Here is a 24,226-nt window from a genome sequence, read left to right on the forward strand (position 1 = left end):
GCTTCAGCTTCATGATGGCTTCTTCGCCCAGGGGGCCCTTGTCGCCTTCCATGGCGAGCTTGGCGCTGCCGTGGATGATGGGGGTCTTGTCGCCGGGGAAATCGTATTTGTCGAGCAACTCGCGCACTTCCATTTCGACGAGTTCGAGCAGCTCGGCGTCGTCAACCATGTCGCACTTGTTCAGGAACACGATGATGTAAGGCACGCCCACCTGGCGGGCCAGCAGGATGTGCTCGCGGGTCTGGGGCATGGGGCCGTCAGCGGCGGAGCAAACCAGAATAGCGCCGTCCATCTGGGCGGCGCCGGTGATCATGTTCTTCACATAGTCGGCGTGGCCTGGGCAGTCGACGTGGGCGTAGTGGCGGTTGGCCGTTTCGTACTCGACGTGGGCGGTGTTGATCGTGATGCCGCGCGCTTTTTCTTCGGGCGCCGCGTCAATTTGGTCGTAGCCCTTGGCTTCGCCGCCGAACTTGGATGCCAGAACGGTCGTGATCGCCGCCGTCAGCGTCGTCTTGCCATGGTCCACGTGGCCAATCGTGCCTACGTTGACGTGCGGCTTGGTCCGCTCAAATTTACCTTTTGCCATTTTTTCAACTCCAGAAATTTATAAAGAGTTACAAAACCAGTTACCACTACAGCCAGCAACAGCGCCTCGTACGCCACACCGACTCAAAATTTGGTGCCCTTTGCGGGAATCGGACCCGCGACCTCTCCCTTACCAAGGGAGTGCTCTACCACTGAGCCAAAAGGGCTGAACTCAAAACCATAATTGCAACCCGGCGCAAGATTCAAAAGCAGAACCATAAAGCAGCTTTATGGAGCGGGAGACGGGAATCGAACCCGCGTCATTAGCTTGGAAGGCTAGGGTTCTACCATTGAACTACTCCCGCGCAGCTCTGCCAAATTCAACTCACACCAAAATCACTTACGACCCAAAACACGCTTTACGCGACACACTTTTACGTGATTACTTTGCGCCGCCCGCTTGCCAAAATCAAAACAAAATCTGGTGGATGAGGCTGGATTCGAACCAGCGTAGGCGTTAGCCAACAGATTTACAGTCTGCCCCCTTTAGCCACTCGGGCACCCATCCTTCAAGCGAACCTCGGATTATGCCACGGTTTTATGTCGGACGAAATGCCAAGGCATGGCAAAAAGCATTAAAAAAAGCTGCCGCATGCCTCGCCAGCGCATCTCCCGACCAAACCTTCACCCCGGGATGCCCGTGGGTACCGCGGAAAGCCCCCGAAAACGCGGCATAACCCGGTCCGGCCCTAATCCCCAGACCCTGCCGCACTCCCGTGGCGGCTGCGGCCAGGCTTCGGGCATGATGTGGCAGCCTTTCATCAATGCCAGAGTGAGTCGCATGGATATTGCCGTCCCGGGCACCCTCCCGCGCCACCGGCCAACCTGGATAACGTGAGACCGTCTACGCATGAGCACTGTCACCGTACCCGCACTGCCTTCCTCCCCCGCTGAGCCGTCTTCCCTGCGCCGGGTCAATCTTGCTTTGCAAGGCGGCGGATCGCACGGTGCATTCACCTGGGGCGTGCTGGATGCCCTGCTGGCGGACGAGCGCATCGAGTTTGACGGCATCAGCGGTGCCAGCGCCGGGGCGGTCAACGCCGTAGCGCTGGCACACGGATTCGCTACCGCCCAAAAAGACAATTCCCCCGAAAAAACCAACCCGCGGGAGGCGGCACGTGCGTCGCTCAGCCGGGTCTGGCAGGGCGTTGCCGCCATGGGCAGCCTCGGCTCCATGGCTGACAGCATCAGCAAGATGCTCATTGGGGGCTGGGCCGCTAACAAAGTGAGTGCAAACTTAATGAATAGTGCAATGACACAGTGGATGTCACCCTACCAGTCTAATCCGCTGGACATCAACCCTTTGCGCAAACTGCTGGAGGCAGAAATCGACTTTCACGCCATTGCGGCCATGCACACAACCAAGGCTTTCGTATCGGCAACCCACGTCACCACCGGCCGGGCAGAAATCTTTGCCGGCAAACGCCTGACTTTGCAGGCGGTGATGGCGTCCACCTGCCTGCCCACGCTGTTTCAGGCGGTTGAAATTGACGACCAGCACTATTGGGATGGCGGGTTTTCGAGCAATCCCTCGCTGCTGCCGCTCATCAGTGATTGCAGCAGCCGCGACATCATCGTTGTCCAGATCAACCCCTTGCGGCGCCCCGAGATTCCCCACACGCCTCACGACATCGCAGACCGGGTGAACGAGCTGACCTTCAACGCCAGCCTGCTGTCCCAGATGCGGACCATCGATTTCATCAACCGCCTGCTGGCCGATGGCCGCTTGCAGGAGGGCGAGAAATACAAGAGCCTGCTGCTGCACCGCATCGACGGCGGCGAGGCGCTGGAAAGCCTGCCCTCGTCCAGCAAGATGTCGGCCGATACGGCCATGATCGAAAAACTGTTTGAGATGGGCCAGGGCGCGGCCAAACGCTGGCTGCGCCGCCATTTCGAGGCGCTGGGCCTGCAAAGCACGGTCAATATCCGGCGCGACTACGTGGGCAGCCTTCCGGCGGAGTTTTAGCCCATCTTCAGAATTTATGGATTTTCGGCCTTCAAACCAAACAGGACAAGCGCGAGCAGCTATTAAAACAATAGCAAATCAGGCCTTTGGGTGTGCATCACGCCAGTCGCGCGCCTGTGAGAAATGGCCGCAACCAATAAAGGGCAAGGGTGGCCGCATGGCCGACAGCGGCGACGGGTGGTTGGCCACCAGCACCTTGTGACGCTTCGCATCAATCAACGACCGTTTGCTCTGGGCATGTGCACCCCACAGCATGAACACCACCGGGTGGTCGCCTTCCGCCACCTGGCGGATCAGGGTATCGGTCAATACCTCCCAGCCCTTGCCGGCGTGGCTGGCCGGCAGCCCTTCCTCGACCGTCAGGCAGGTGTTGAGCAACAGCACCCCATGTGTCGCCCACTTCACCAGGCTGCCGCCGGGCACCGGAAACTGGGGCGGCGGCGTCCCGAGGTCGCGCTGCAACTCCTTGAAGATGTTGCGCAGCGAGGGCGGCAGGGCCACACCGGGTGCGACGGAAAACGCCAGCCCCTCGGCCTGGCCCAACCCATGGTACGGATCCTGACCGAGGATGACAACACGCACTTCTTCGGGCGGCGTAAGCTCCAGCGCGCGCAACGGCTGCGGCGGAAAGATCGTCACACCCTCCGCCAGGCGGCCTCGCAGAAAGCCCAGCAACTTCTCGCCGGTGGGACTGCCAAAAAATGCATCGGTGGTCGGCCGCCAGCCGGGCGCTACCGGCCAGGCGGCGGGGTCAGCAGTGGTAAGCCGGTTGGGCAAAGGCGCCTTCATGGCGTCAAGCAGCTGGTTCATGGCTTTACAGCCTATCTTTTACCGAACAATTGAGCCAGTGCAAGGCCGGGTTCTTCCGCGCGCATGAAGGCCTCGCCGACCAGGAATGCATTCACACCTGCCTGACGCATGCGCTGCACGTCCGCCGGCGTGGCAATGCCCGACTCGGTAATCAGCAGGCGGTCCGCCGGCACCCTGGCCAGCATGCCCAGCGTGGTGTCCAGCGAGACCTCGAAAGTTTTGAGGTTGCGGTTGTTGATGCCGATCAGCGGCGTCTTGAGCTTGAGCGCACGCTCCAGTTCGGCTTCGTCGTGTACCTCGACCAGCACCGCCATGTCCAGCGACATGGCCAGCGCTTCAAGCGATTGCATCTGCGCGTCGTCCAGGCAGGCAGCAATCAGCAAAATGCAGTCAGCGCCCATGACGCGCGCTTCATACACCTGGTAAGGGTCCACCATGAAGTCCTTGCGCAGCACCGGCAGACTGCAGGAGGCCCGCGCCTGCTTCAGGTAATCAATGCTGCCCTGGAAGAACTGCTTGTCGGTCAGCACCGAAAGGCAGGCGGCGCTGATCTCGCCGTCACCTTCGGCATAGCTTTGCGCGATGTCGGCTGGAATGAAGTCGGCGCGCAGCACGCCTTTGGACGGGCTGGCCTTCTTGATTTCGGCAATCACCGCGGGCTGACCCGCTGCGATCTTGGCGCGCAGCGCACCCACAAAGTCACGCGTCAGGACACGCGATTCGGCATCTTCGCGCATCACGTCCAGCGGTTTGCGGCGGATGGCATCGGCAATTTCTTGACGCTTGACGGCAATGATTTGGTTCAGGATATCGGACATGCCCCGATTTTGGCAGATGCGGCCGGGCGACTCGCAGGGCCAGGTTTCGCGGCGTCTTAGCGCAAACCCGCTACAGCCGGATACGCCCCGGCACTAACATTTCGTTTTACCCGCTTTAGGTGCCACGCCTGACCCGGCTCGCACACAAGGCGACCTCCATCGGATATCCCCTACACCCTTCCCATGACCGCACTCACTGATGCCATTGAAGAAATTGTCCGTTCGGCCGGCACCATGATGCGCGACGCCTTCAACGCGCCAGACAAGCCCGCCTACTCGCTCAAGGGCCGGCAGGACTACCTGACCGTCACCGACGGTGCGGTAGAACAGTATGTGCGCGCGGAGATCGAACGGCGCTTTCCGGGAGACGCCGTGCTGGGGGAGGAAGCAGGAGGAGAAACCGGCGGCACAGCTCGCCTCTGGATTGTCGACCCGGTGGATGGAACGGCGAATTTCGCCCGGGCCATCCCGCATTTCTGCATCTCCCTGGGCCTGATGGTCAACGGCGAGCTCGAAGCCGGCGCCATCTATGAGCCCATGCACGACGAGCTCTTCATCGCGCAAAACGGCCATGGCGCATGGTGCAACGGCGTTCGGCTCCAGGTCAGCGAGCTGGCCGAGCTGGCCGCCTCCACGGTCGAAATTGGCTGGTCTTCGCGCCTGTCGCCAGACCCCTACCTCGCGCTGGTCAGCCAGTGCATGCATGCGGGCTGTTCGGTGCGCCGCGCGGGTTCCGGCGCGCTGGGGCTGGCCTATGTGGCCGCCGGGCGCTGCGAAGCCTACGCCGAAGCGCATATCAATTCATGGGACGTCGCGGCTGGCCTGCTGCTGGTGCGCGAGGCAGGCGGCCGCGTTAACGATTTCTGGGCCGAAGGCGGACTGACCCAAGGTAGCGCGGTGCTGGCCACCAACGCCAGGCTGGCCTCCGAACTAAGCGTTTTAACGGGTATACCGCTGCGCTGACGGCTGCTAAGGTGGCCTCAACGCCGCACCCCCAGGCGCTATTGACGACATAAAGAAGGAGACATAGATGAGACAGTTCACATTCAAATCACTCGTTCCGGGATTGCTTCTGGCGGCCATGGCGTGCGCGATATCGCCTTCGGTCCGCGCAGCCGAAGAACTGGTGGTTTACTGCAACGTCCAGGAAGAATGGTGCCGGCCCATGGTGACCGCCTTCGAAAAGGCCACCGGCATCAAGGTGTCAATGACACGCAAGAGCTCGGGCGAAACTTATGCCCAGATCAAGGCCGAGGCAGCCAACCCGCGCGGTGACGTGTGGTGGGGTGGCACGGGCGACCCTCATCTTCAGGCCGCTGAAGAAGGTCTGACCGAGCCCTACAAATCGCCCAAACTGGCCGACCTGCACCCTTGGGCAGTACGGCAAGCCGAGGCCTCCAAGTACCGCACGGTCGGCGTTTATGCCGGCGCCCTGGGGTTCAGCTTCAATACCGTCGAGCTGGCCAAACGCAAATTGCCCGAACCCAAATGCTGGGCAGATCTCATCAAGCCGGAGTTCAAGGGGGAAGTCCAGGTCGCCAACCCCAACTCCTCGGGCACTTCCTACACGCTGCTCGCCACACTCGTGCAGATCATGGGAGAAGACAAGGCGTTCGACTACCTGAAGGCCCTTCATCGCAACATCAACCAATACACCAAGTCGGGCGCTGCGCCGGCCCGTGCGGCAGCCACCGGCGAAAGCATGATCGGCATCACCTTCCTGCACGACGCCGTCACGCACGCCGTGACAGGCGCGCCCCTGAAGGTGGTCGCACCGTGCGAGGGTACGGGCTACGAGATCGGCAGCATGAGCATCATCAAGGGTGCCAAAAATCTGGCCAACGCCAAAAAATGGTACGACTGGGCCCTGACACCTGAAGCGCAGGACATTGCCACGGTCGCGCATTCGTACCAGAACCCCTCCAATAAAAAAGCATCCTTGCCGCCGCAGGCGCCCAAGCTGGCCGACGTCAAACTGATCGACTACAACTTCGCCAAGTACGGCGCTTCGGCCGAACGCTCGCGCCTGCTGGGCAAATGGGACAAGGACATCGGGGCACTGCCCAAGTGAGCGCTGAGCACATCCCGCAATTCCATTGCTCACTGATGAATCACGTCGCACCTTGACTACACCCATTGCAGTGATGGCAGCCGCCCCACGCGTGCGGGCTGATCCGCTGAGCTGGCTGCTGGCAGCACTGGGCATTGCAGCGGGCGTGCTGCTGATGCCGTGGACCCAGAGCTCAGCTTATGTTGCCGGCGGGTGCGTGCTGGCCGCCGTCGCAAGCCTACTGGCAACACGCGCCGGCGCTTTCAAGAGTGATGCCGCCATTTCCGGCATTGTCTGCATCCTGTCCCTGCTGCTGGCCATTTTTGTCATCTACCCAATCGGGCGCATGCTGCTGGCGGCTTTTGTGGACGAGCGGGGGAACTGGCTGATCCAGACTGCCGCCGCCCGGTTTTTCAGCGAGGACATCTGGGGCGCGGGTTGCATCGCCGGCAACGTCCGTTGCGGCGTGGCCATCAACTCCATCGTGCTGGCCACCCTTGCAGGCATCGGAAGCACGCTTTTCGGTTTTGCGCTGGCCCTGCTGGCCGAGCGCGGCGGTCAGCGTTTTCGCGGCAGCCTGCGCGTGCTGTCCATCCTGCCGGTGGTCACGCCGCCTTTCGTCATCGGCCTGGCCATCATCATTCTCTTCGGCCGCACCGGCATGGTGACGCAGCTGATGAGCGACTGGTTCGGCATTGCAAGGTCGCGCTGGATCTACGGCCTGCCGGGCGTACTGCTGGCGCAGGTGATTTGCTTTACGCCTTTGGCCTTCCTGCTGATCAGCGGCGCCTTGCGATTGGTCAGCCCGACGCTGGAAGAAGCCGGCCAGGTGCTGAGGGGTTCGCCGTGGCATGTATTTCGCACCGTGACCTGGCCCCTGGTGCGCCCCGCCATTGCCAATGCCTTCCTGCTGGGCTTTGTGGAAAGCCTGGCGGACTTTGCCAACCCGTTGGTGCTCTCCGGAAATTTCGAGGTGCTGTCGACGAAGATTTTCTTCGCCATCGCCGGGGCGCAGCACGACGCTTCGCGCGCCGCCATCCTCGCCGTCACCCTGCTGCTGCTGACGGTCGGCATCTTTGCACTGCAGCAGCGCTGGATCGGCAAAGCTTCCTATACATCCGTGAGCGGAAAAGGCGATAGCGGCCTGCCCGCCGCACTGCCCACCGGCGTCAAGTGGGGGGCGCTGGCGCTGGTTCTGCCCTGGGTCGCGCTGACCGTGCTGTCATACGGCATCATCCTGATCGGTGGCGTGGTCAAGGACATCGGAAGGTTTGACCTGACGCCCTCGCTGCAGCACTTTCAGACCGGGTTTGGGCTGAGTTGGGGCGCCGGGGGCCTGGTGTTTTCGGGCTCGGCGTGGAACAGCCTGTTCACCACGCTCGGCGTTGCCGCTGTTGCCGCACCCCTGACCACCGCGCTGGGCCTGCTGGGAGGTTATGTCGTGAGCCGACATGCATTCAAGGGTCGGCGGGCCTTCGAGTTCCTGACCATGGTGAACTTCGCCGTGCCGGGCACCGTCATCGGCGTGGCCTATATCGTCGCCTTCAACGTGCCGCCCCTTGAATTCACCGGCACCTTCGCCATCATCGTGCTGTGCCTGGTGTTTCGCAACATGCCGGTGGGCGTGAGGGCCACGGTATCAGCCCTGTCGCAGCTTGACCGGTCGCTGGACGAAGCATCCGCCACATTGCGCGCCAGCACATCACGCACGTTCGCGCGGGTCATCCTGCCGCTCTTGCGCCCGGCCATCATTGCCAGCCTGGTGTTCAGTTTTACGCATGCCATCACAGCCGTCAGCGCGGTGATTTTCCTGGCGACCGCCCAGCACAACCTTGCGACGGTTTACATCGCGGGCCGTGTCGAAGTCGGCGAATACGCATTGGCCATTGCCTATTCGTCCGTGCTCATCGTGATCATGCTGGCCTGTGTCCTGCTGATCCAGCGCTTCATTGGCAATGCGGAGCTGGGGCGGCGCGCGGTGTCGACCGCTTGAGCCTCTGCGCCATCGTCACATCTTTTTCGTTTCACTTATTTTTTAACAGGCCCTGCCATGACCCCGTCCCCCGCCGCTGTGGAGTTTCAAGGCGTCGTCAAGCGTTTCGGCAAGGTGGTTGCGCTGCATCCGCTTGATCTCACCATCGACAAGGCAGAGCTGGTGACCTTGCTGGGGCCTTCCGGCTGCGGCAAGACAACACTGCTGCGGCTGATCGCCGGCCTGGAGCTACCTTCCGAGGGCGTGATCCGCATCGATGGACGGGACGTGACCGGCAGGTCGGCCAACCAGCGCGACGTGAGCCTGGTTTTCCAGTCCTACGCGTTATTCCCGCACATGAGTGCGCTGGAGAACGTGTGTTACGGCCTGCTCGCATCCGGCATGAAGAAACCGCAGGCCGTGGCGTTGGCAAAAGCCAAGATGGATCTGCTCGGCATTGCCGATTACGCCGACCGGCTCTCGTCGGAGCTGTCCGGCGGGCAGCAGCAACGTGTGGCAGTGGCACGGTCACTGGTGCTGGAGCCGGCCGTGCTGATGTTTGACGAGCCCTTGTCGAACCTGGATGCCAAGCTGCGCCGCAAGGTGCGCCAGGACATCCGCGACCTTCAGCAGAACCTCAAGCTCACCGTGGTCTACGTGACGCACGACCAGGAAGAAGCGCTGGCGGTGTCGGACCGCATTGTGGTCATGCAAAAGGGACGCATTGCAACGATGGGCGCGCCGCGCGATTTGTACGAAGCGCCCGTCTCAAGTTTTGTGGCTGACTTCATCGGCGACGCCAACCTGATCAACGGCGAACTGGTCACACTGCAGGGCCAGCATTTCTTCCGCGCCGACCAGGTTGATGTGCGGGTGGTGCCGCCGCTAGGCATGCCGGACGGCGCTGTGGCGCTGGCCATACGCCCGCACCGCATCCGTATCGGCGAACTGGAAGCAAGCACGCTGACAGGAAAAGTCCTGCGGCAGGCTTATCTGGGTAGCCGGATCGAAAGTGTGGTGCTCACGCCGCTGGGTGAATTGCTGGTGTTCAGTGACGCCCTGCTGAGCGTGGCCGAACCAGGCAGCACGGTCGGCCTGCATTTCGCCGCAACCGACGCGCGCGTGACCGCACGGGAATAGATAGCTGCGCAGCCGGCAAGCCGTCAGGCGAGCTTCTGGCTGTGGCTGACCAGCTGATCGAGCTTGGCTCTGGCCGCGCCCGACTCCAGCGCCGCACGCGCCAGCACGATGCCAGCCTTCATGGAGTCGGCCACATTGGCGGCATACAGCGCCGCCCCGGCGTTCAGGACCACGATATCGCGCGCCGCGCCCGGCTGGTTGTCCAGCACGCCCAGCAGCATGGCCTTGGACTGCTCGGGGGTGTCTACGCGCAATGCGCGGTTGCTGGCCATAGGCATGTCGAAGTCTTCAGGATGGATTTCGTACTCGGTGATTTCACCGTTCTTGAGCTCGCCAACCACGGTGGCCGCGCCCAGGCTGACCTCGTCCATGCCGTCCTTGCCGTAGACCACCAGCGCGTGCTCGGCGCCCAGGCGCTGCAAAGCGCGAACCTGGATACCGACCAGGTCCGAATGGAACACGCCCATCAGGATGTTGGGCGCGCTGGCCGGGTTGGTCAGGGGGCCCAGGATGTTGAAGATGGTGCGCACGCCGAGTTCCTTGCGGATGGGCGCAACGTTCTTCATGGCCGGATGGTGGTTGGGCGCAAACATGAAGCCCACACCGACCTCGTCGATGCATTTCGCAATGGCTTCAGGCGACAGGCCGATATGGATGCCCAACGACTCGATCACATCAGCGCTGCCCGACTTGCTGCTGACGCTGCGCCCGCCGTGCTTGCTGACCTTGGCGCCAGCCGCCGCCGCGACGAACATGGAGCAGGTCGAGATGTTGAAGGTGTGCGAGCCGTCGCCGCCGGTGCCTACGATATCGACCAGATGCGTCTTGTCGGCCACATTGACTTTCGTCGAAAACTCGCGCATCACCTGCGCGGCGGCCGTGATCTCGCCGATGGTTTCCTTCTTGACGCGCAAGCCGGTGATGAGCGCGGCCATCATCACGGGCGACATCTCACCGCTCATGATCAGCCGCATGATGTGCAGCATTTCGTCGTGGAAGATTTCGCGGTGTTCGATGGTGCGCTGCAGGGCTTCCTGCGGAGTGATCTTGTGGGTGTTGGGCATGGCGTGTCTCGTTTCTTTATTCTGGGCTGGAAGAAAATGACTCAGCTCGCTGGATGGTCGGTCAAGGCGAGCTTGAGGCCGAAGGCAATGAACATGGCACCGGCTGCACGGTCCAGCCAGTGCATCCCGCGCTGCACGGCATCGCGCCGGGCCATCCAGGCCGCGGCCAGGGCCCAGCCCGAATTGACCGGAATGGCGTTCAGGTTGAACAGCACCCCCAACAAAACAAAGGCCAGGGCCTTGTTGTCGGTGCCGGGGGCGATGAACTGCGGCACGAAGGCCAGGAAAAAAATCGCCACCTTGGGGTTCAGCACATTGGTCCAGAAGCCTCCCATGAAGACGGCTTTCAGGCGCCGCTCCGGCTGGGCGGCAGCCGCCGCGGCGAGGTCGGTGGTGGCCTGCGGTGCCCTGGAAAACAAAATTTTCGCACCTATCCACAGCAGGTACGCCGCGCCTATCCACTTGAGCACGGTGAATGCCGTGGCCGAAGTGGCAAGCAAGGCACCGACGCCCACGGCCGCCGCGAAGATGTGGACGAAGCAGCCAGCCGTGATGCCGAGGCCGGCAACAATGCCGGCGCGCGCGCCCGAGCGCAGTGAATTGGTCACGATGTAAAGCACATCAGGGCCCGGCGTCAGGTTCAGCAGCCAGCCAGCCGCGATGAAAAGCAACAGGTGTTGAAAGTCAGGCATGGCTAAGTCCTTTCAGTTAAAAAACTGCCGGATGGCAGCGATGGCACGGTCCACGCCGGCAGTGTCCACGTCCAGATGGGTGACAAAACGCAGGCGGTACAGCCCCGTGGCCTCAATGCCCTGGCCGGCCAGGTGCTTGAGCAAGGCAGCGGACCGGTCCCGCGCCGCGCCGGTCAGGTCGACAAACACAATGTTGGTCTGTGGTGCCTCTACCTGCAGGCCGTCAATGCCCGCCAGGCCGTCGGCCAGGTATTTGGCCAGGGCGTGGTCTTGCGCGAGACGTCCGACATGGTGGTCCAGTGCATGCGACGCTGCTGCAGCCAGCATGCCCGCCTGCCGCATGCCGCCGCCGGCCATCTTGCGGATGCGGTGCGCCCGCGCGATGAATTCGCGCGAGCCGCACAGGGCCGAACCTACCGGCGCGCCCAGGCCTTTGCTGAAGCAAACCGATACGCTGTCAAAACAATCCGCAATGCGGCGCGCCTCCGCCAGCGGGTTGCTGCCCGTTTGCGCAGCCTGCGCCACAGCGGCGTTAAAGAGCCGCGCACCGTCCAGGTGGCGGGCCAGGCCGTGCTTCTTCGCCAGCACGGTCGCCCGCTGCACATACGCAAACGGCAGCAGCTTGCCGCCCAGGGTGTTCTCGAGCGCCAGCATCCGGGTGCGCGCGAAGTGCGCGTCGTCGGGCTTGATCGCTGCCTCGATCTCGGCAAGCGCCAGCGTGCCATCAGTGTGGTGGTTCAGCGGCTGCGGCTGCACGCTGCCGAACACCGCCGCGCCGCCGCCTTCCCAGCGGTAGCAGTGCGCCATCTGGCCGACGATGTATTCGTCACCGCGCTGGCAGTGGGAGAGGATCGCGCAAAGATTGCTCTGCGTCCCGGTGGGCACGAAGAGCGCGGCCTCAAAGCCCAGCAATCCGGCAATCTTTTCCTGCAGCGCATTGACGGCCGGGTCGTCGCCGAAAACGTCGTCACCCAGCGGTGCAGCCAGCATGGCCTCACGCATGGCGGCCGTGGGCCGGGTGACGGTATCGCTGCGCAGGTCAACGACTCTTTTATCAGTCATTTTTGCCCCCAGGGCAATATGAATAAGCGCGACCAGCTATCAAAGTAATAGCATCTTGGGTCATGCCGTCTGCTCCAGGAAGTTTTTCAGCATGGCGTGCCCGTGCTCGGTGAGGATGGATTCCGGATGGAACTGCACACCCTGGATCGGCAACTCCGTGTGGCGCACACCCATGATCTCGCCATCGTCGGTTCGCGCCGTGACGGCCAGTACGTCGGGACACGATTCTTTTTCGATCGCCAGCGAGTGGTAGCGGTTCACCACAAACTGCTCAGGCAACCCGGCGAACACGCCCTGCTGTGTGGTGGTGATGACACTGGTCTTGCCGTGCATGAGCTGCTGGGCGCGCACGATCTTGCCGCCAAAAGCGGCGCCTATGGCCTGGTGGCCCAGGCAGACGCCCAGAATCGGCAGCTTGCCGGCGAAATGCTGGATCGCCGCCACCGAAATACCGGCCTCGGCCGGTGAGCACGGACCGGGCGACACCACCAGCACGTCAGGAGCGCGCGCGGCGATTTCGGCCACCGTGATCTCGTCATTGCGAAACACTTCGACTTCGGCACCGAGCTCGCCAAAATACTGGACGATGTTATAGGTGAAGCTGTCGTAGTTGTCGATCATCAGGAGTTTGGTGCGCTTCATGGTTCAGTCTCCCTGGCGCAGGCGTGTGAACTCGCCGCGCTCAAAATCAATGGATGCGGCAATCATGGCGCGGTAGGTCGCTTCCATGATGGCCTCGGGGGCGCCGGCCGCACGGGCCTGTGCACGCACACGATCAACGATGAACTCGATGCGTGCGTTGTCGACAATCTGGCTGGCGCTTTGCTTGATGCGCGCGGCCTGCGCCACATAAGCGCTGCGCTCGGCGATCAGCGGCGCGATGCGGTCGTCCAGCGCATCGATGTGGCGGCGCACATCGGCCATGGTGTCGCAATGCTCTATGACGGGATGGGACAGCGTGCTCATTCCAGGCCCTCCTCCACCAGCTCGGACGCCCGCAGCAGCGCGCGCGCCTTGGCTTCGGTTTCCATCCATTCGAGTTCGGCCACGGAATCGGCCACCACACCGGCAGCCGCCTGCACATACAGCGTCTGGTCCTTGATGATGCCCGTGCGGATGGCGATCGCCACATCCATGTCGCCGGCATAGCTGAGGTAGCCGCAGGCGCCGCCGTAGAGGCCCCGCTTGGTCGGCTCGAGCTGGTCGATCAGCTCCATGGCATGGACCTTGGGCGCGCCGGTGAGCGTGCCCGCCGGGAAGGTGGCCTTGAGCACGTCCATGCTCGACATGCCGTCCAGCAGCGTGCCCTCGACATTGCTGACGATGTGCATCACGTGGCTGTAGCGCTCGACCGCGAAGGCTTCGGTGACCTTCACTGTGCCGGTTTTGGCGATGCGGCCGATGTCGTTGCGGGCGAGGTCGATCAACATCACGTGTTCAGCGCGCTCTTTGGGGTCGTTCACCAGTTCGTGTTCCACGGCCTTGTCGGCCTCAGGCGAAGAGGCACGGGGCCGCGTGCCGGCCAGCGGCCTGATCGTGATCTTCTGCCCCTCATCGACCTTTTCCTGCCTGACCAGAATTTCAGGAGACGCCCCCACCACGTGGAAGTCGCCGAAATGGTAGTAATACATGTAGGGCGAGGGGTTCAATGAACGCAGCGCGCGATACAGGCTCAGCGGGGACTCGGTGTAACGCTTCTTGATGCGCTGGCCGACCTGCACCTGCATGAAGTCGCCGGCTTCGATCAACCGCTTCGCGCGTTCCACGGCGGCGATGTAGTCTGCCTTGGCAAAGTCACGCTCAGCGGGATAACTCTGCGACGGTTTCACCACCGGCGCGCTGACGGAATACTTCAGCTGGTCCTTGAGTTCGCGCAGGCGTTTTTTGGCATTCGCGTAGGCCTCCGGCCGCGCCGGGTCGGCATAAACAATCAGGTAAAGCTTGCCCGACAGGTTGTCGATCACGGCGAGCTCTTCACACTGCAGCAACAGGATGTCGGGGCAGCCCAGTGTGTCGGGCGGGCAGGAGGCTTCGAGTTTCTTTTCGACGTAACGCACGGTGTCGTAGCCGAAGTACCCCGCCAGGCCGCCGCAAAAGCGCGGCAGGCCGGGCCGCAGGGCGACCTTGAAACGCTTTTGGTAGTCGCTGATGAAGTCCAGCGGATTGGCTTTGGAGGTTTCCACAACCTTGCCGTCCGTCACCACTTCGGTCAGGGTATCTGGCCCAAAACCGGATGCCCGCACCAGCGTGCGCGCGGGAAGGCCGATAAAACTGTAGCGGCCGAACCGCTCGCCCCCCACTACCGATTCCAGCAGGAAGCTGAACTTGCCGCCGTCTCTGGAATGCGCAAGCTTGAGATAAAGGGAAAGAGGTGTTTCGAGGTCGGCAAACGCCTCGACCATCAAGGGAATGCGGTTGTAGCCCTGGCCGGCCAGGCTTTTAAATTCGAGTTCTGTGATCACGGATGAGTCCTTCGCAAGGAGGCAACGCGCTCAAAGGCGTAGCCACCTGTCATTCAAAATACCCCGAAGCATGGGGCCGGGATGCTCCGGCAGGGCCGGAGCGCATCAAGGGGGGTGTCGCAAAAACCGCGGCAGATACACGGGCAAGTGGCAGTGTGCCAGCCCGCGTGCGCCTCAGGCGTGCGAGAAATGACAGGTACGCCAGGGCCAGGCTCCCCGGCCTGCACAACCTGTCTGAATGACGTGATGAATGAACATGAAGGACAAAGTGTAGCAAACAGCGGCCCATCGAGGCCTCCAGGCCAGCGCAGTTGGCAAAGTTACAACAACTGGTAGTAATGCTTATCTCGCAAACCCTCTTGTAAGGGAGGGTAGCCGCACCCAAAATGAACCCATAAAAAAGAACGCTCGTTCTATTTCCCCTATTATCTGGAGATAAATTCATGACTTTGACAACGCGATGCATGGCTGGCTTGGCCGGTTTGGTACTGTCGTTCAGCGCCCTGGCCGACCCTATGGAAGTTTCAGGCATCAAGCTCGATGACCCGGTCGAGGTGAGCGGCGCCAAGCTCCACCTGAACGGCGCAGGCGTTCGCTATAAAGCGGTTTTCAAGGTCTATGTCGGCGCGCTCTATCTCGGAAAAAAAGCAGTGACTCCTGAAGAGGTCTACGCGGCCCCGGGTCCCAAACGGGTCAGCATCACGCTGCTGCGCGAAATTGATTCGAACGAGCTCGGCAAGAGCTTCACCAAAGCCTTTGAAGAAAACACGCCGAAAAACGAGATGTCCAAGCTGATTCCCGGGCTGATCAAGATGGGACAGATATTCGCCAGCCAGAAAAAATTGGTGGCCGGGGACAACTTCACCATTGACTGGATTCCCGGCACCGGCACCATCATCACGGTCAAAGGCAAACCGCAAGGCGATCCATTCAAGGAAGCAGAGTTCTTCACCGCACTTCTGCGCATCTGGCTGGGCCCGCAACCGGCCGACTGGAAACTGAAGGACGCGATGCTCGGCAAACCCGCCTGAAGCGGCGCAAGTCACACTCTCTCAACGGGGCGCAAGCCCCGTTGTCATTTCTGAAACCGCAGCTCCGCCAGCGAGTCAATGAAGCCATCGGCATCCACAGCGCGAACCGGCTCGCCATGGTTATACCCATACGTCACCAGCAACACCGGACAGCCCGCTGCCCGAGCGGCCCGGGCATCGTTGCTGGAGTCGCCAATCATCAGCGTGCGGGCAGGCGAAGTACCGAGGCTCTCGCAGGTTTTCAGCAAGGGCAACGGGTCGGGCTTTTTCCGCTCGAATGAATCCCCGCCAAACACCTCCGCAAAAAAACCGTCGAGGCCTTTGAGCTTGAGCAGCTCACGGGCAAACGCCAGGGGTTTGTTGGTCAGGCAGGCAAGCGGCAATCCCGCCCGCTGCAACACATGCAAGCCCTCCAGGACACCCGGATAAACCGTGGAGTGCCAGCCATTGATGCGGGTGTAGTGCCGCTGGTAAGCGACGTAGGCCGCATCGTAAAGCGCTATTAAATCGATAGCTGTCAGCGCAATACCCATCTTCTCCTGGACATATTTCAGCGTGGTCTTGACGAGATGCTCCGAGCCTTTTCCAACCATGCGCTCCACTGCTGCAGCATCAAGCCCGAACGCCGGCGGGTGGCCCGGCAGCATTTCGGCCAGCATCAGGTTGAGGGCAGCCACAAAGTCGCCAAGGGTATCGACCATGGTGCCATCCAGGTCGATGATGGCAGCGTCAACACGGTCGTTGTCAAAAATCATTAGGGTTCAATACAAGGCAGTAACGCTCAAAACAGATAGCGGCCCGAACTGATGATACGGGTGGGTCATTCCTGGCACAGGAATTCTCCCCAAGACCAGTCACCGCCAGTACCTCATCGGGTTGATCTTAAAGGCAGATAGCCTGTTGCCTTCTGCCGCCGTGACTCCGGGCCGATCCTGCCATATGGCGGCAGTGGGCCGCGCACAGGCATGCTGGACGGCATGCCGATGATCCAGGGGACTATCGGCAATAAAAAAGCGGCGCACCACTTTCGCGACGCGCCGCTTCGGCTGCTGAACTCAATTCAGCCTGGATCCTTTGGGCAGCCGGGCGGCCAGCCACTCATGGACATCGGCCCGTACATTGCGGCCGCGCAGCAGGAAGTCTTCCCACAGCGACGGAACGTAAGGCAGGTAGACCAGCGGCATTCCAGCCTGCTCGGGGGTGCGGGCGCCTTTTCGGGCATTGCACGAACGGCATGCGCTGACCAGGTTGGTCCAGCTGTAGGCTCCACCCTTGCTGTCGGGAATGATGTGCTCGGCCTCGAGATCTTTTTCGAGGAAGACCTGAGCGCAATAAGCACAGGTGCAACGGTCCCGTCGCAACAGCTTGGGTTTCGATACGGCCGGCGTGACCTCAAACAGGTTGCGCCGCGGCGAACCGCGCAGGGCGATGATGGGCTGGATGACCATCAGCGATTGCCGGCCACGCGCCACATTCCACCCACCGCGAAGCGTGACGAGGGGGCTGTCGCCCTCCTCCCACGCCACAGTACCGGTGGCATAGTGCAACGCCGCATCTTCAGCCGTGATCCAGGCCTGGGGCGTCCCCTGGATGTCGAGCTGCAGAACGTGATGCATCGTGGCCTCCTGTAAGGTGAAAAGAATGAATTTTGTAGCTCTTGAGAGGATCGAACTCCCGACCATCGCCTTGTAAGGGCGCTGCTCTACCTGCTGAGCTAAAGAGCCGAAAAAACCGAAGAGCTGAATGACGAGTGGTGCGGGCAGAGAATTTCGAAATCTCGACCTACCGGTTAAAAGCCGGTTGCTCTTCCTCTGAGCTATGCCCGCAGGGGGGGTGGGGTGCAAGACCGGACTCGAACCGGTGACCCGCGGGGTCACATCCCGCTGCGCTGCCAACTGCGCCACTTGCACCAGAAAAAAGAAAATTGGTAGCCGCAGCTGGCATCGAACCAGCGACCTGTGCCTTATCAAGGCACTGCTCTACCACTGAGCTATGCGGCTATGAAGAAAAAATTGGCTCCACGACCTGGGGTCGAACCAGGGACGACGCGATTAACAGTCGCGCGCTCTACCAGCTGAGCTATCGTGGACTAACGGGGAGAGGGAACCAGGCGTGCTCACCACTCGCCGCATTCGCGGACGCGCTGATCGAGGTCGCGGTCATCTTGTGCATCTCCGCGCTTCGGCAAGACGTGACGATGCCGCGCGCTGCCGGCGGCGACGATGCTGCGCAGCAAGGCACGAACAATGCGACCGCGGGGTTTGGCCACCCTCCGGGAGGCCGCTGTGATTCTTGTTGTCATGGCAAATCTCCTTGAGGTTGGTTGAACGGGGAATGTGGCGCGCCTGGGCCGATTCGAACGGCCGACAAACCGGGGTAGAAGCCCAGCGCTCTTTCCTGGCTGAGCTACAGGCGCTGAAAGTAATGAGATGGAGGCGGTGGTCAGATTCGAACTGACGCGTGCTGACGCAGGCGGATTTGCAATCCGCTCCCTTCGACCACTGGGGTACACCGCCGGAAATCGCTGGCGGGCGCGAGAAGAATCGAACTTCTAACCTTCGGCTTTGGAGGCCGCTGCTCTGCCTGGTTGAGCTACACACCCATGAAAATCTAAAAAAATGGTGCCCCAGGCCGGCATCGAACCGGCATGCCCGAAAGCGCTGGCTTCTAAAGCCAGTGTGTCTTCCCATTCCACCACCGGGGCTAAAACTGTTCTGGTACTCAAGGGGAGACTCGAACTCCCAAAAGACCTGGTTTTGAAGCAGGCGCGTCTTCCGATTCCGCCACTTGAGCATTTATCTGGTGTCCAGCCCGGATTCGAACCGGCGCATGGGGTTATCGATCCATTGACCGAGGTAGCACGGCATGAATGGTGGCGGCCTGTACGGGAATCGAACCCGTGACCACATCCTGGACAGGGAAGTGCTCTACCAGCTGAGCTAACAGACCAAAAGAATGAAGAAGACCGGAATGAAGATGGTCCGTGTAGCAGGTCTCGAACCTGCGACCTCATGCTCCCAAAGCACGCGCGCTACCAACTGCGCCACACACGGATTGAATCGAGCTGAATGAAAACTGAATGGCCTCGCGTGAAAGATTTGAACTTCTGACCCTCTGCTTCGTAGGCAGATGCTCTGATTCCGGACTGAGCTAACGCGAGAAAAATCTATTGGGTTATTGCTGGTGCACGCAGGCAGACTCGAACTGCCGGCCTCGACCTCCGGAGGGTCGCGCTCTGAGTCCCGCTGAGCCATGCACGCAAATGGCTTGGGTGATGCAGGTGGTGGTTGCAGTTGGGACCGAGCCAACGACCGGCGGGTTATGAGCCCGCTGCTCTACCACTGAGCTATGCAACCCGAAAAAAAATGGCAGGCCGTGATGGATTCGAACCACCGAAATGTCGGGATCAAAACCCGATGCCTTGGACCAGCTTGGCGAACGGCCCATCAAAGAGATGGCGGAAGATAAGGGATTCGAACCCATGAGCCCACTTTCATGGGCTCTCGCTTAGCAAGCGAGTGCCTTGAACCTCTCGGCCAATCTTCCCAAAAATTCCCGGTTACGAGTTCCGGTGCCACCCTATCTTTGAGGCCGGTTTCCGCACTACGCTCTTGCAAGCACTGCGCTTCTTTACTGAACAGCTGCCAGCCAATTACCTGGCTGCCAGCGCTGGAGTTGGCGTCACGTAGGGGATTCGAACCCCTGTCTACAAGGATGAAAACCTTGTGTCCTGAGCCAGCTAGACGAACGTGACAAATACCCTGGCGCCCACGGTCGCGATTTGAACGGCCGACCCGCCGCTTACAAGGCGGCTGCCTTACCGCTCCATCGACTGAGCTGCGCGGGCGAAAAAACTGAATCCATTTCGGCTGTACCTGCATGTGGGCGGACGGCATGACACCGACCGAGGGTCTCCCACTGCACTGCATATCCGGGGCCATGAACCCCGGCTGCCAGCACACACGCCACCAGACCGTCTCCTCGGTCTCGCGCAGGTGACGTGAAACAGGCACACCCGAAATGGAGCGGACAGACGGCTTCGAACCGACGACATTGAGCTTGGAAGGCTCACGCTCTACCTACTGAGCTATGTCCGCAATTTTTGCGGGACTCGCTGCCATCCAGTGTTTGGCTGCTGTCCCGCTGCAAATTTTTAAAGACTCCCGCGCTTGAAGCGCATCGACGGCACGATCACCGTCAGGGAAAAACAAAAAGGCCCGGTTCCTTGCGGATACCGGGCCTCTGGGTGTCAGAGATTTAGAAGGTACGCTCAGGCGTCTCCTTCTCCCGGTTGTGTGGAATCCTCGTGGTTCTGCTTGGGCATGGCGGTCCGCAAAATGGACAACGCAAAAGAACTCAGCCCACGGCATTGGCCCAGATGAACGTCACGGCGACGCACGGCAGCACCGCCCCAGACGGGGGTGTTGTTTCTTGCGTTGGCGGCTATCGGTTTCATGATGAGTGCGTGGAAAGGGTTGATGTCAAAGTAGCGATGAAAGGTAATGTAAAATCTTTTTACACCGTCGTCAACGGGTCGATGCAAAATAATCTGGATTGTTGCAACCACGTCACATGGACTCCGAGAACGTCAATAGAAACCGGCGCAACAACCTGCTGATCATCATTCGGGAGTTCAGTGAGAAGGAGTTGGCCGCCGGCGAATCACCTGTCGGCATGCTGGGCCGTATCGCCAGACAGCTCGGCCTCAGCGCCGGGGGACTGAGCCAGTTCAAGGGTGACGCAAAGGGCACCGCGCGGAACATCGGCGATGCAGCGGCCGCGCAGATCGAGAGCAAGTCCGGAAAGCCAAAAGGCTGGATGGATACGGATCACGGCGGAGACGCAATCAATCCTGCAGAAAACGCTTTTATCGAACTCGCCCGCATTGCGTGGCGGACGACGGATGCCAAGGGCCGGCGGCTGCTGATGCAACTTGCGAAGCGGGGCTTTGGTGGACAGACTGGAGATGATCTATCCCACATGGCCAAGCCCGGTGACAAATGACGAATTTCTGCCGGGCCGGATACTGAGGGGTGAGGACTGCAACAACGCCGGCGGAACCTCATCTCGCAAAATCTGCATTACCCGCTCAAAGCCTCGATTTGGAGATACTTATTTCTTCATTCCAGATCGCGGTCCAGACGGCACAGCGCCGGTGCCATCAAAGAACGCCCCCGCGTTTCCCGTTGGAGCGGCTTTTGATGGCGCGCTTGATGCACTTCAGCAAGCGCTGCTCATCCAGCGGCTTTTCAAGCCACTCCGAGACGCCGAGCGACTGGTTTTCGGCATGCTGCCGGGCCTCTGCAGCGATAACCGACAAGACCAGCACCGGTAGCGTGGCGGTGCGCTTGTTGGCGCGCAGCTCACGAACAACGGTGAGGCCGTTTTCATAAGGCAGCTTGATATCCATCGTCATGGCGGCATACGTCTCCATCTTGAGGTAGTCGCGTGCCTGATCCGCGGTATGCGCCATGTCCGCGTCGTACCCGCCCTTGTCCATGATCATGCCGATAAGCTTGGCGACATCCGGGTCGTCCTCGCACACCAGCACGCGGGGACGTGCATACAGCCCCACCGGTGCGGTGACAGGGGGTGCTTCGCGCCATTCGGGCAAATCAAAGTAAAACGTCGTTCCCGCATTGCTCTCGGTCGTGAAACCGATGTTGCCCTCCATGCGCTCAAGAATGGCTTTGGAAATGCTCAGGCCAAGCCCGGTCCCGCCTTTCTGGCGGGTGTCGGAGGAGTCGGCCTGCGAGAACTTCTGGAAGATGCGCTGCCGGAATTCGTCGGGAATCCCGGGGCCCTTATCGGAGATCTCCACCCGGGCGCGACGGCCACGCTTGCGCACAGTCACATCGACCGTCCCCTCCGGAGGAGAAAACTTGATGGCATTGGACAACAGGTTGGTCACCACCTGGATCAACCGGTCGCTGTCAACGCAGACCTGCAGGGAATTTTCGGCCCTATGCAGGGCCAGCTTGACGCCGTGTTGAGCGGCAAAGCCCTCGTTATCTGCCAGGGCCCGCTCCAGCAATGGCTCAAGCTCCTGCGCCTGCAGCTCGAAACGCATCTTCCCTGATTCGATTTTCTCGCTGTCGAGAATGTCATTGATCAGCCGGATCAGCCGCTCGCAATTGCTTTGGGCAATGCCTACGAGGTTTTTGGCTTTTTCCGGAATTTCGCCGGCCACACCGCCCCATACCAGTCCCAATGACCCGCGTATTGACGTCAGCGGCGTGCGCAGCTCATGGCTGACGGTTGAAACAAATTCGGTTTTCATGCGGTCGATACGCTTGAGCTCGGTGACGTCCGTCCCAAGCGAGGAAAACCCGATGACCATGTCCTGCTCATCACCTTCCCCATATCGGGGAAAGTAGTTCATGACGTATTCGCGGCGGTCACCGCCGGCTGTCACATACTCGAACTCATGACGCACCGAGTAACCGGAAAGTGCTTCGCGTACATGCACCCTGACCTGGTCATACAGTTCGGCCCCCAGCACTTCCTGCATCGGCCGGTTCTCGATTTGTTCGGCTTTCAAACCAAACGCTTCTTCGTAGGCGCGGTTGTGGAATTGAAAGCGCTGCCCTCCGTCGATATAGGCAATCAGGGCCGGAACGGTATCGGTCAGCTGGCGCAATTGTTCCTCGCTGTTGCGAAGAGCCTCGGTAATGCGCACGCTCTCGGAGATGTCGTGAATGATGGCCGTGAAAAGCCGCTTTCCGCTCACATTGACATCGCCAAAGGACACATTGACGGGGAATTCGGTCCCGTCGTGGCGCTGGCCCAGGATCTTGACGTCCCACTCCCGGAAGCCGCGCTGGCGGCCGCCCAGCCCGGAGAAAAAGGCACTAAACCCCATGCGGTACCGCGTCGGCAGCAGCATGGTGACCTCCTGGCCAACCAGATCTTCGAGCCGGTAACCAAAAAGATGACGTGCTGCGCTGTTCGCGTGGACGATCAGGCCTTCGCCCGTTGCCGTGACCAGCCCTTCGGCCATGCTCTCAGTCACGGCCCGGCTCATGGCTTCGCTGTCCAAAAGCTGCGCCTCAGCACGGCGGCGCTTTTCCTGCGTCCGGAGAATCCTCTGGATCGCCCAGCCAAATATGCTGAGCGACAGCAGTCCGCCCATCAAAATCAGCTGCTTGACGGTTTGAGCAGTCTGGCGGGTTTCGGCCTTGGTGCGTTCAAGGGCTGACTCTTCACCCCCCTTGATACGGCCAACCAGGATTTCGATTTCATCGTGGAGCTGGCGGTTCAAGGGGCCACCCACGACGGCAATAGCGGCTTCCAGACCGGATTGCTGGCGTGCCGTAACAGTCTGTTCCATCAAGCCGACCGTTCGCGTGATCGCATCTTTCAGTGCAAGCCAATCTGCAGCGGAGGTGACAACATCCTGGCCGGGCCGCATGCTTTCGAGCGCCTGCTGGATCTGTGCAAGGGACTGCCGGTAGTCAGCCAGGTCGCTGGGGGCATTGGTCAGCAAATAACGCCGCTGCAGGGATTCCGTCGCCTTGAATCCAGAAACCACGCGCTGGAGAACGAGCGCCTTTTCCCGCGCTTCACTTTCACTCTGCGCATCGCTAATCAGCGAATTGATGGTGACATAGGATGCCGCAATACTCAGGGCGATCAGGACCATTCCGGCACACAGGGCCACGTTGATGCTTGAGCGAAAGGGCATTTTCATGGCGCTTGGAGCTTCTTCAGGCCTGTTCGCCGCAAAGGCGTGCTATTGGGTGCCCAGCACGGTGCGGACGGCCTGAATCAGTGATTCCGTCTCTACAGGCTTGGTGACATACCCGTCGGCACCACCCGCCAGGCCCTTCAGCACGGACTCCCGCGTTGCCTTGGCGGTCAGCATGATGACCGGAACGTCCTTGAGCACGGGATGGGAGCGAATCCGCAGCAGGATGTCGAAGCCGTCCGCATCCGGAAGCATCACGTCCAGAAGCACCAGATCGGGAATCGGCTGCTTGCGAAATTCCGCCACGATCTCGGCACGGGAACCGGCCGTGCGAACGTCGAACCCCTCGAACGTCAGATAACTTTGCAGAAATTTGGCGAGGTGCTCCTCGTCGTCCACGATAACAACTGACAGGCGTTCGCCAGCTGCGTGGGCACGGGGTGCTCCGCGTTTGCGCGCAATACGCACGTAATAGTTGGACTTCTTGAGCGTGGCCGCACAGGAGTCGGCTTCCGCGTCCGCCGCTGTCAGGGCCAACGGGCTGAGGTGGAGTTGCAGTGAGGCCGCAAACGGATCGGGCTGAACCATTTCCACGAGCCCCTTGGCATAGAGCAGATCGAGCGTGCCGTCTACTGTGGCACTGCCTGCTTCACCCATGCTCTGCCGGATCTGCGCGACCGTCAGGATGCCATCAAGGCGCACCAGCAATTCAATCTCAGGCTGCGAAATCGACGTGGCGGCACTGCGCAGTTCCTGTTGACCTTTGGGTGTAACCGCATAAATGTTGTTTGGATGCACTGTGGATGTCCTTTCGCGGGTAACGGGTAACAGTCGTGGCATGAGCCTGAATGCATTCTGATTCTAGTGGCTTGCGATGTAAGGAAACG

At 60.9% G+C, this 24,226-nt stretch carries 21 protein-coding genes and 23 tRNA genes; 7 read left to right on the forward strand and 37 right to left on the reverse strand.

The window, feature by feature from the left end; genetic code table 11:
* From ACXJKE_RS19615 to ACXJKE_RS19630, 4 genes are all read right to left on the reverse strand, one after another.
* Positions 1-586: GTP-binding protein (locus ACXJKE_RS19615; RefSeq protein WP_457282280.1), on the reverse strand; the 586-nt coding region annotated here is incomplete at its 3' end.
* A 91-nt stretch (positions 587-677) separates the two neighbouring features.
* Positions 678-752 (reverse strand) — tRNA-Thr (locus ACXJKE_RS19620).
* Positions 753-816: 64 nt separating this feature from the next.
* A tRNA-Gly gene (locus tag ACXJKE_RS19625) sits at positions 817-890 on the reverse strand.
* A 117-nt stretch (positions 891-1,007) separates the two neighbouring features.
* Positions 1,008-1,093: transfer RNA gene (locus ACXJKE_RS19630), tRNA-Tyr, on the reverse strand.
* 342 nt (positions 1,094-1,435) lie between these two features.
* Here ACXJKE_RS19630 and ACXJKE_RS19635 point away from each other — a divergent pair.
* Complete coding sequence (locus ACXJKE_RS19635; RefSeq protein WP_457282281.1) at positions 1,436-2,551, forward strand: patatin-like phospholipase family protein; 1,116 nt, start codon at positions 1,436-1,438, stop codon at positions 2,549-2,551.
* 78 nt (positions 2,552-2,629) lie between these two features.
* Here ACXJKE_RS19635 and ACXJKE_RS19640 read toward each other — a convergent pair whose 3' ends face one another.
* On the reverse strand, positions 2,630-3,361 hold the full coding sequence (locus tag ACXJKE_RS19640) for a uracil-DNA glycosylase (protein WP_457282282.1): 732 nt from the start codon (positions 3,359-3,361) through the stop codon (positions 2,630-2,632).
* Positions 3,362-3,372: 11 nt separating this feature from the next.
* On the reverse strand, positions 3,373-4,179 hold the full coding sequence (trpC, locus tag ACXJKE_RS19645) for an indole-3-glycerol phosphate synthase TrpC (protein WP_457282283.1): 807 nt from the start codon (positions 4,177-4,179) through the stop codon (positions 3,373-3,375).
* Positions 4,180-4,362: 183 nt separating this feature from the next.
* Between trpC and ACXJKE_RS19650 the strand changes: the two genes are divergently transcribed.
* The 4 genes from ACXJKE_RS19650 (at position 4,363) to ACXJKE_RS19665 (ending at position 9,341) form a co-directional block, all read left to right on the forward strand.
* Positions 4,363-5,142, forward strand: a complete 780-nt coding sequence (locus ACXJKE_RS19650) for an inositol monophosphatase family protein (protein ID WP_457282284.1) — start codon at positions 4,363-4,365, stop codon at positions 5,140-5,142.
* A gap of 67 nt (positions 5,143-5,209) precedes the next feature.
* A complete protein-coding gene (locus ACXJKE_RS19655) occupies positions 5,210-6,250 on the forward strand; it encodes an ABC transporter substrate-binding protein (protein ID WP_457282285.1) in 1,041 nt (346 codons plus the stop codon).
* 73 nt (positions 6,251-6,323) lie between these two features.
* Positions 6,324-8,222: an ABC transporter permease gene (locus ACXJKE_RS19660; RefSeq protein ID WP_457282286.1), complete on the forward strand. Its 1,899-nt coding sequence runs from the start codon at positions 6,324-6,326 to the stop codon at positions 8,220-8,222.
* Between the two features lie 57 nt (positions 8,223-8,279).
* Positions 8,280-9,341, forward strand: coding sequence for an ABC transporter ATP-binding protein (locus ACXJKE_RS19665; protein ID WP_457282287.1), 1,062 nt, complete (start codon positions 8,280-8,282; stop codon positions 9,339-9,341).
* A gap of 23 nt (positions 9,342-9,364) precedes the next feature.
* Here ACXJKE_RS19665 and trpD read toward each other — a convergent pair whose 3' ends face one another.
* Genes trpD through trpE form a run of 6 tightly spaced genes read right to left on the reverse strand, consistent with a single transcriptional unit; the run spans position 9,365 to position 14,621 of the window.
* A complete protein-coding gene (gene trpD / locus ACXJKE_RS19670) occupies positions 9,365-10,405 on the reverse strand; it encodes an anthranilate phosphoribosyltransferase (protein ID WP_457282288.1) in 1,041 nt (346 codons plus the stop codon).
* Between the two features lie 41 nt (positions 10,406-10,446).
* Positions 10,447-11,097, reverse strand: a complete 651-nt coding sequence (locus ACXJKE_RS19675; RefSeq protein WP_457282289.1) for a LysE family translocator — start codon at positions 11,095-11,097, stop codon at positions 10,447-10,449.
* Positions 11,098-11,109: 12 nt separating this feature from the next.
* Entirely contained in the window at positions 11,110-12,159 is a 1,050-nt protein-coding gene (gene ltaE, locus ACXJKE_RS19680; protein WP_457282290.1) for a low-specificity L-threonine aldolase, read from the reverse strand.
* A gap of 60 nt (positions 12,160-12,219) precedes the next feature.
* Entirely contained in the window at positions 12,220-12,801 is a 582-nt protein-coding gene (locus ACXJKE_RS19685) for an aminodeoxychorismate/anthranilate synthase component II (RefSeq protein ID WP_457282291.1), read from the reverse strand.
* A 3-nt stretch (positions 12,802-12,804) separates the two neighbouring features.
* A complete protein-coding gene (locus ACXJKE_RS19690) occupies positions 12,805-13,125 on the reverse strand; it encodes a chorismate mutase (RefSeq protein ID WP_457282292.1) in 321 nt (106 codons plus the stop codon).
* A complete protein-coding gene (gene trpE / locus ACXJKE_RS19695; RefSeq protein WP_457282293.1) occupies positions 13,122-14,621 on the reverse strand; it encodes an anthranilate synthase component I in 1,500 nt (499 codons plus the stop codon). Before trpE ends, ACXJKE_RS19690 begins: the two co-directional genes overlap by 4 nt.
* A 443-nt stretch (positions 14,622-15,064) precedes the next feature.
* Between trpE and ACXJKE_RS19700 the strand changes: the two genes are divergently transcribed.
* Positions 15,065-15,652: a chalcone isomerase family protein gene (locus ACXJKE_RS19700; protein ID WP_457282294.1), complete on the forward strand. Its 588-nt coding sequence runs from the start codon at positions 15,065-15,067 to the stop codon at positions 15,650-15,652.
* Positions 15,653-15,696: 44 nt separating this feature from the next.
* Here the strand turns inward: ACXJKE_RS19700 and gph are convergent, their stop codons facing one another.
* The 23 genes from gph to ACXJKE_RS19815 form a co-directional block, all read right to left on the reverse strand.
* Positions 15,697-16,407 carry a phosphoglycolate phosphatase gene (gene gph / locus ACXJKE_RS19705; RefSeq protein WP_457282295.1) on the reverse strand — a complete coding sequence of 237 codons (711 nt, stop codon included), beginning with the start codon at positions 16,405-16,407 and terminating at the stop codon, positions 15,697-15,699.
* Between the two features lie 300 nt (positions 16,408-16,707).
* Complete coding sequence (locus ACXJKE_RS19710; RefSeq protein WP_457282296.1) at positions 16,708-17,268, reverse strand: HNH endonuclease; 561 nt, start codon at positions 17,266-17,268, stop codon at positions 16,708-16,710.
* Positions 17,269-17,303: 35 nt separating this feature from the next.
* Positions 17,304-17,376 (reverse strand) — tRNA-Val (locus ACXJKE_RS19715).
* A 27-nt stretch (positions 17,377-17,403) separates the two neighbouring features.
* A tRNA-Lys gene (locus ACXJKE_RS19720) sits at positions 17,404-17,478 on the reverse strand.
* Between the two features lie 8 nt (positions 17,479-17,486).
* Positions 17,487-17,562, reverse strand: a tRNA-His gene (locus tag ACXJKE_RS19725).
* 15 nt (positions 17,563-17,577) lie between these two features.
* A tRNA-Ile gene (locus ACXJKE_RS19730) sits at positions 17,578-17,652 on the reverse strand.
* Between the two features lie 13 nt (positions 17,653-17,665).
* Positions 17,666-17,741: transfer RNA gene (locus ACXJKE_RS19735), tRNA-Asn, on the reverse strand.
* A gap of 27 nt (positions 17,742-17,768) precedes the next feature.
* Entirely contained in the window at positions 17,769-17,954 is a 186-nt protein-coding gene (locus ACXJKE_RS19740) for a hypothetical protein (RefSeq protein ID WP_457282297.1), read from the reverse strand.
* Positions 17,955-17,989: 35 nt separating this feature from the next.
* A tRNA-Arg gene (locus tag ACXJKE_RS19745) sits at positions 17,990-18,068 on the reverse strand.
* Positions 18,069-18,082: 14 nt separating this feature from the next.
* Positions 18,083-18,168: transfer RNA gene (locus tag ACXJKE_RS19750), tRNA-Cys, on the reverse strand.
* A 9-nt stretch (positions 18,169-18,177) separates the two neighbouring features.
* A tRNA-Trp gene (locus tag ACXJKE_RS19755) sits at positions 18,178-18,254 on the reverse strand.
* A 17-nt stretch (positions 18,255-18,271) separates the two neighbouring features.
* Positions 18,272-18,356, reverse strand: a tRNA-Leu gene (locus ACXJKE_RS19760).
* 11 nt (positions 18,357-18,367) lie between these two features.
* Positions 18,368-18,445, reverse strand: a tRNA-Leu gene (locus tag ACXJKE_RS19765).
* Positions 18,446-18,525: 80 nt separating this feature from the next.
* A tRNA-Asp gene (locus ACXJKE_RS19770) sits at positions 18,526-18,601 on the reverse strand.
* 28 nt (positions 18,602-18,629) lie between these two features.
* Positions 18,630-18,705 (reverse strand) — tRNA-Pro (locus ACXJKE_RS19775).
* 27 nt (positions 18,706-18,732) lie between these two features.
* Positions 18,733-18,812, reverse strand: a tRNA-Arg gene (locus tag ACXJKE_RS19780).
* A gap of 21 nt (positions 18,813-18,833) precedes the next feature.
* Positions 18,834-18,912: transfer RNA gene (locus ACXJKE_RS19785), tRNA-Arg, on the reverse strand.
* 21 nt (positions 18,913-18,933) lie between these two features.
* Positions 18,934-19,008, reverse strand: a tRNA-Ile gene (locus tag ACXJKE_RS19790).
* A gap of 10 nt (positions 19,009-19,018) precedes the next feature.
* Positions 19,019-19,097, reverse strand: a tRNA-Gln gene (locus ACXJKE_RS19795).
* A 10-nt stretch (positions 19,098-19,107) separates the two neighbouring features.
* A tRNA-Ser gene (locus ACXJKE_RS19800) sits at positions 19,108-19,198 on the reverse strand.
* Positions 19,199-19,328: 130 nt separating this feature from the next.
* A tRNA-Glu gene (locus tag ACXJKE_RS19805) sits at positions 19,329-19,406 on the reverse strand.
* Positions 19,407-19,414: 8 nt separating this feature from the next.
* A tRNA-Thr gene (locus ACXJKE_RS19810) sits at positions 19,415-19,499 on the reverse strand.
* Between the two features lie 174 nt (positions 19,500-19,673).
* Positions 19,674-19,749: transfer RNA gene (locus ACXJKE_RS19815), tRNA-Gly, on the reverse strand.
* Positions 19,750-20,224: 475 nt separating this feature from the next.
* Here ACXJKE_RS19815 and ACXJKE_RS19820 point away from each other — a divergent pair.
* Complete coding sequence (locus ACXJKE_RS19820; protein ID WP_457282298.1) at positions 20,225-20,656, forward strand: hypothetical protein; 432 nt, start codon at positions 20,225-20,227, stop codon at positions 20,654-20,656.
* A 157-nt stretch (positions 20,657-20,813) separates the two neighbouring features.
* On the opposite strand, the gene ACXJKE_RS19825 is transcribed toward ACXJKE_RS19820, so the two are convergent.
* On the reverse strand, positions 20,814-23,342 hold the full coding sequence (locus ACXJKE_RS19825) for a PAS domain S-box protein (protein WP_457282299.1): 2,529 nt from the start codon (positions 23,340-23,342) through the stop codon (positions 20,814-20,816).
* A gap of 42 nt (positions 23,343-23,384) precedes the next feature.
* Positions 23,385-24,137 carry a response regulator gene (locus tag ACXJKE_RS19830; RefSeq protein ID WP_457282300.1) on the reverse strand — a complete coding sequence of 251 codons (753 nt, stop codon included), beginning with the start codon at positions 24,135-24,137 and terminating at the stop codon, positions 23,385-23,387.
* Between the last annotated feature and the right edge of the window lie 89 nt (positions 24,138-24,226).

It is taken from the genome of Polaromonas sp. P5_D5 (assembly GCF_054049435.1).